This is a genomic window from Piscinibacter sp. (assembly GCF_050175855.1).
Lineage (GTDB): Bacteria > Pseudomonadota > Gammaproteobacteria > Burkholderiales > Burkholderiaceae_C > Piscinibacter.
The window spans coordinates 1-5013 of sequence record NZ_JBFXIO010000375.1 but is presented as its reverse complement, the minus strand read 5'-3'; the positions used below and the strand labels follow the sequence as shown (position 1 = coordinate 5013).

The following is a 5013-nucleotide window of genomic DNA, read 5'->3' as shown; positions in this document are numbered from 1 at the left end:
CGAGCGCCGAATGCGAAGCAGTGTAGGGCTATTCATGCTGCGCCGCAATAACCAGTGCAGGGGCTTCGTAGAGAGGCCACTCGAAGCGGCCGTGACGCGATGCACAATCCGCGGCGCGCGCACCGAGGGGGTGCGTCGGAGAGGAGAACGCAGATGGAGTGCACGATCAACTGGCTGCCGGACAGCGGCATGGCTCTTCTCGCCGAAACCGGCAGTGGACACGTGCTGACCATGGATGGTGCGCCCGACGGCGGTGGCCGCAACCTGGCGCCGCGACCGATGGAGACGGTGCTGGCCGGAACCGGCGGCTGCACCGCCTACGACGTGGTGCTGATTCTCAAGCGCGGGCGGCACGACGTGCGCGGTTGCCAGGTGAAGCTGGAAGCTCAGCGGGCCGAGACCGACCCGAAGGTGTTCACCCGCATCCACATGCACTTCATCGTGAACGGGCGCGAACTGCCCGAGGCGGCCGTCGAGCGCGCCATCCGCATGTCGCACGAGAAGTACTGCTCGGCCAGCGCCATGCTGGCCAAGACCGCCGAGATGACCACCAGCTTCGAGGTCGTGCCGGCCTGAGGAGCGGCCGCCTCAGAGGCGGTGCGCCGTGGTCGTCATGACCTTGGCGGCGGCACGCATCGCCCAGCGCACCGGGGTAGGCAGCGCAGTGGCCCCGGCGGCTTGGGCGTCGTCGGCGTGGCGCGCCTCGTCGGCCCGCATCTGCTCGACGATGGCGCGGGAGGTCGTGTCCTGCGCCGGCAGCCGGTCGAGGTGGCCCTCGAGATGGCGCTCGACCTGCCGCTCGGTCTCGACCAGGAAGCCCAGGCTGGCCCGATCGCCGGCGCGCGCGGCCACGAGCCCGAGCGCGAACGCGCCGGCATACCACACCGGGTTGAGCAGGCTCTGGCGGGCGCCGAGCTGCTGCAGCCGCTGTTCGGTCCAGGCGAGGTGGTCGGTTTCTTCGCGTGCGGCCTGCTCGAACTGCTGGCGCAGCGCTTCGTCGCGCGTGCCCAGCGCCTGCGCGCTGTACAGGGCCTGGGCGCAGACCTCGCCGACGTGATTGACGCGCATCAGCGCGCCCGACAGTTCGCGCTGCTCGTCCGTCAGCGCCGCCGGTTCGCTGGCGGGCCGGGGGCATACCCGCGCGGCATGGCTGCCGCCGGAGACGGTTCGAAGCGCAGTGTCCAATGCGATCAGCAGGCGGTCCATGAGGTGTCGACAGAACGATTTGGGCGAGGATAGCGCCGCACGGCGCCCGAACGCGCCCTGGAGGCCTGCAATGCTGGCCGTGAACACGGGTTTTCCCTCGTGTTGCGGGCTTCACATGAGCCGCTTACACCTCGTTGTGCACAGGCAACAACCGAGGCCAAAGACCCCCTAAATCTTTGCAAGGCGAGGGGGGGTCTGGTGGAATACGCGGCAACTTCCGCTGAGGGGGTTCGGCCTGATCTGTCCGCGAGGACGTCTGCGGATCGGGACCTCTTGTTCAACCTAGGAGATAGTCGCAATGAAAAAATCTCTGCTCGCTCTCGCAGTTCTGGGCGCTTTCGCTGGCACGGCTGCGGCGCAGTCGTCGGTGACGATCTACGGTGTGCTCGACATGAGCATCGCCAAGGGCAACGATTGCAGCCCCTGCGCGATCAACCCGGGCCGCCCGGCTGGTGATGCCTGGACCATGCAGCAGTCGACCACCTCGCGCCTTGGCTTCCGCGGCAACGAGGACCTCGGCGGCGGCCTGTCGGCCCAGTTCCAGATCGAGCACCGCTTCAATCCGGATACGGGTGCGCAGAATAGCTCCACCACCTTTTGGAACGGCCGCAGCTACGTGCAGCTGACCAGCGCTTCGGCGGGTTCCGTCTACCTGGGCCGCGAGTACACCCCGGCCTTCTGGATCGAACTGAAGTCGGATCCGTTCGGCAACGACGGTGTTGGCCAGACCGGCGCGGCCATCAACTGGGCGGGCTACTTGACCCCGGATCCCGGCGGCAACGGTGCTCGTTCGCCGAACACCATCGGCTACAAGACGCCGAACATGGGCGGCCTCACCGCCAACGTCGCGGTCGGTCTGTCCGAAACGTCTGGCCTTGGCCGCAACACCGGCTTCAACGTCGAGTACGCCGCGGGTCCGGTCTACGCCGGCCTGGGCTACGAGAAGATCAATGACGGCAGCTTTGACGGCCAGGGTGTCGTTAACTTCGCGCTCCACTACAACCTGGGCTTCGTGAAGCCGATGTTCTACTACGCCAAGTCGAAGACCGGCGCGAACGGCAACATCGGCCACAAGACTATGTTGCTGTCCGCCAGCGCTCCTCTGGGGAATGGCGTGCTGAAGTTCGGTGTGTCGCGCATCTCGCTTGACGTGCCGTCGACGGCTGCTGAAGACAAGCACACCAAGGTGGGCCTGGGTTACAACTACAACCTGAGCAAGCGCACCAACCTGTACTTCGATCTGGGCAGCGCCAGCGGCGCGGCTAGCCTGGCTGGAGCGAAGGGCGAGCGCAGCACGGCCTACGCTCTCGGCGTGCGCCACACGTTCTGATGACGGCCCGCCTCGCGCGGGTTTGAGTCGAACGACTTCGAATGGCCGCCCTCGGGCGGCCTTTTTCATGGGAGCGCCCCCGCGTGCGGCGCCGAATCGTCCATGAAGTCGCACCTGATCGTTCTCGGCCTGCTCGCACTGGCGGCCTGTTCAGCACCACCCACCTCCGCGCCAGTGACATCGGTAGCGCAGGCGGGCCCCTGGGCAGGCTGGAACGACTACGCGCTGCCGGGCAAGCGCAGCACCGTCTATCGGATGCAGCGTGACGGCAGCCGCTTCATCGTGCAGGCGCAGGCCGAGTCGTCGGCCAGCATGTTCCGCCGCCGGTTGCGCGTCGATGCCGCGCAACTCGCACGCGTGCAGTTCTCCTGGCGCGTGCCGGGCCTGATCGCGCGGGCCGACCTTGCCGAGGCCGAAGTGTCGGATTCGCCCGTGCGCCTAGTCTTGGCCTTCGACGGCGATCATGGCCGCCTGTCGGCGCGCGCGCGCATGCTGTTCGAGCTGGCGCAGGCCTTGACGGGTGAACCTCCTCCCTATGCCACGCTGATGTACGCCTGGGACAACCACGCTGCACCGGGCACGGTGATCGTCGGCCCGCGAACCGACCGCGTGCGAAAGATCGTCGTCGAGACCGGTCCGTCGAGGCTGGGCCAGTGGCTGCAGTACGACCGTGACCTGGCGGCCGACTACCGGCTGGCCTTCGGCGAGGAGCCCGGCCCGCTGATCGGCGTGGCGCTGATGACCGATGCCGACAACACCGGCAGCCGTGCCGCCGGCCAGTACGGCGAGGTGCGCCTGATCTCGCGCGACGGCAAAGCCCTTTGAATCACGCCATCATCCGGGCATCCCCGCTTGGCGCGGGGCACGCAATTTGCTGAACTGCGCTGCCGGTCACGAGCCGGCGCCTTGCCCACCGACATCACCGCATGCTTGCCTTCATCCTGCGCCGACTGCTCCAGGCCGTCGTCGTCATGCTCACGGTGGCCTTCATCGCCTTCATGCTGTTCCAGTACGTCGGCGACCCGGTGACCAACCTGCTCGGCCAGGATGCCACGCCCGAGCAACGTAACCAGCTACGCGCCGACCTCGGCCTCGACAAGCCCTTTCCCGTGCAGTTCGCCGCCTTCGTTGGCAATGCGGTGCAGGGCGAGTTCGGGCTGAGCCTGCGGCAGGGCCGCAAGGTCTCGTCGCTGATCGCCGAGCGCCTGCCGGCCACGCTGGAGCTCGCGCTGACGGCGGCGGTCATCGCGCTGCTGGTCGGTATTCCGATGGGCGTGTACGCTGCGCTGCGCCGGGGCACCATGCTGTCGCAGCTGATGATGACTTTCTCGCTGGTGGGTGTGTCGCTGCCCACCTTCCTGATCGGCATCCTGCTGATCCTCGTTTTCGCGGTGATCCTCAAGGTGCTGCCGAGCTTCGGACGCGGCGACGTGGTGGCGCTCGGCCCGTGGTCCACCGGGCTGCTCACGGTGGACGGCCTGAAGCACCTGATCCTGCCCTCGGTCACGCTGGCGATCTTCCAGCTCGCGCTGATCATGAGGCTGGTGCGCGCCGAGATGCTCGAGGTGCTGCGCACCGACTACATCAAGTTCGCCCGCGCGCGCGGCCTGCCGGATCGCGTGGTGCACTTCGGCCACGCGCTGAAGAACACGCTGGTGCCGGTGATCACGATCACCGGCCTGCAGCTCGGCTCGCTGATCGCCTTCGCGATCATCACCGAGACGGTGTTCCAATGGCCCGGCATGGGCCTGCTGTTCATCCAGGCGGTGCAGTTCGCCGACATCCCCGTGATGGCCGCCTATCTCTGCCTGATCGCGCTGATCTTCGTGCTGATCAACCTGGTCGTCGATCTGCTGTATTTCGCCGTCGATCCGCGCCTTCGCCTGGCCTCGGGAACGGGAGGACACTGATGGCCGCATCCACCACCGCGCCCCACGCACGCGCTGCCGCGGATGGCGCCTACCAGCGCCTCGCGGCCTGGCATGGCGAACTCACCGCCTTCCGCCGCGACCTGCACGCCCATCCCGAGCTGGGCTTCGAGGAGAAGCGCACCGCCGCGCGGGTGGCCGAAGCGCTGCGCGTGGCCGGCGTCGACGAGATCCACGAAGGCATCGGCCGCACCGGTGTGGTCGGCATCGTGCGCGGCCGGCGCGGCCAGTCGACGCGTGCCATCGGGCTGCGTGCCGACATGGATGCGCTGCCGCTCGTCGAGGAGAACGACTTCGCCTGGCGATCCTCCAAGCGCGGCCTGATGCACGGCTGCGGCCACGACGGCCACACGACGATGCTCGTCGGCGCGGCACGCTACCTGGCCGCCACCCGCGATTTCGACGGCAGCGCGGTGCTAATCTTCCAGCCCGGCGAGGAGGGGTTTGCCGGCGCCAAGGCGATGATCGACGACGGTCTTTTCGAGCGCTTTCCAGTCGAGTCGGTCTACGCGATGCACAACTGGCCGGCCCTGCCGCCGGGCACCATCG

At 67.7% G+C, this 5013-nt stretch carries 6 protein-coding genes; 5 read left to right on the top strand and 1 reads right to left on the bottom strand.

Features of this window, described 5'->3' with window-relative positions; genetic code table 11:
- Positions 1-153: 153 nt before the first annotated feature.
- Positions 154-576 (top strand): OsmC family protein, encoded by a 423-nt coding sequence (locus AB7U92_RS21755; RefSeq protein WP_428582002.1) that lies wholly within the window; start codon positions 154-156, stop codon positions 574-576.
- Between the two features lie 12 nt (positions 577-588).
- Here the strand turns inward: AB7U92_RS21755 and coq7 are convergent, their stop codons facing one another.
- Positions 589-1206, bottom strand: a complete 618-nt coding sequence (gene coq7 / locus AB7U92_RS21750; protein WP_428581999.1) for a 2-polyprenyl-3-methyl-6-methoxy-1,4-benzoquinone monooxygenase — start codon at positions 1204-1206, stop codon at positions 589-591.
- 298 nt (positions 1207-1504) lie between these two features.
- Here coq7 and AB7U92_RS21745 point away from each other — a divergent pair, with 298 nt between their 5' ends.
- The 4 genes from AB7U92_RS21745 to AB7U92_RS21730 form a co-directional block, all read left to right on the top strand.
- Positions 1505-2536, top strand: coding sequence for a porin (locus AB7U92_RS21745; protein WP_428581996.1), 1032 nt, complete (start codon positions 1505-1507; stop codon positions 2534-2536).
- Between the two features lie 102 nt (positions 2537-2638).
- Entirely contained in the window at positions 2639-3361 is a 723-nt protein-coding gene (locus AB7U92_RS21740) for a DUF3047 domain-containing protein (RefSeq protein ID WP_428581993.1), read from the top strand.
- A 101-nt stretch (positions 3362-3462) separates the two neighbouring features.
- Positions 3463-4446 carry an ABC transporter permease gene (locus tag AB7U92_RS21735; protein ID WP_428581990.1) on the top strand — a complete coding sequence of 328 codons (984 nt, stop codon included), beginning with the start codon at positions 3463-3465 and terminating at the stop codon, positions 4444-4446.
- A partial coding sequence (locus tag AB7U92_RS21730) for an amidohydrolase (RefSeq protein WP_428581987.1) occupies positions 4446-5013 on the top strand: 568 nt, incomplete at its 3' end. The genes AB7U92_RS21735 and AB7U92_RS21730, both read left to right, overlap by 1 nt.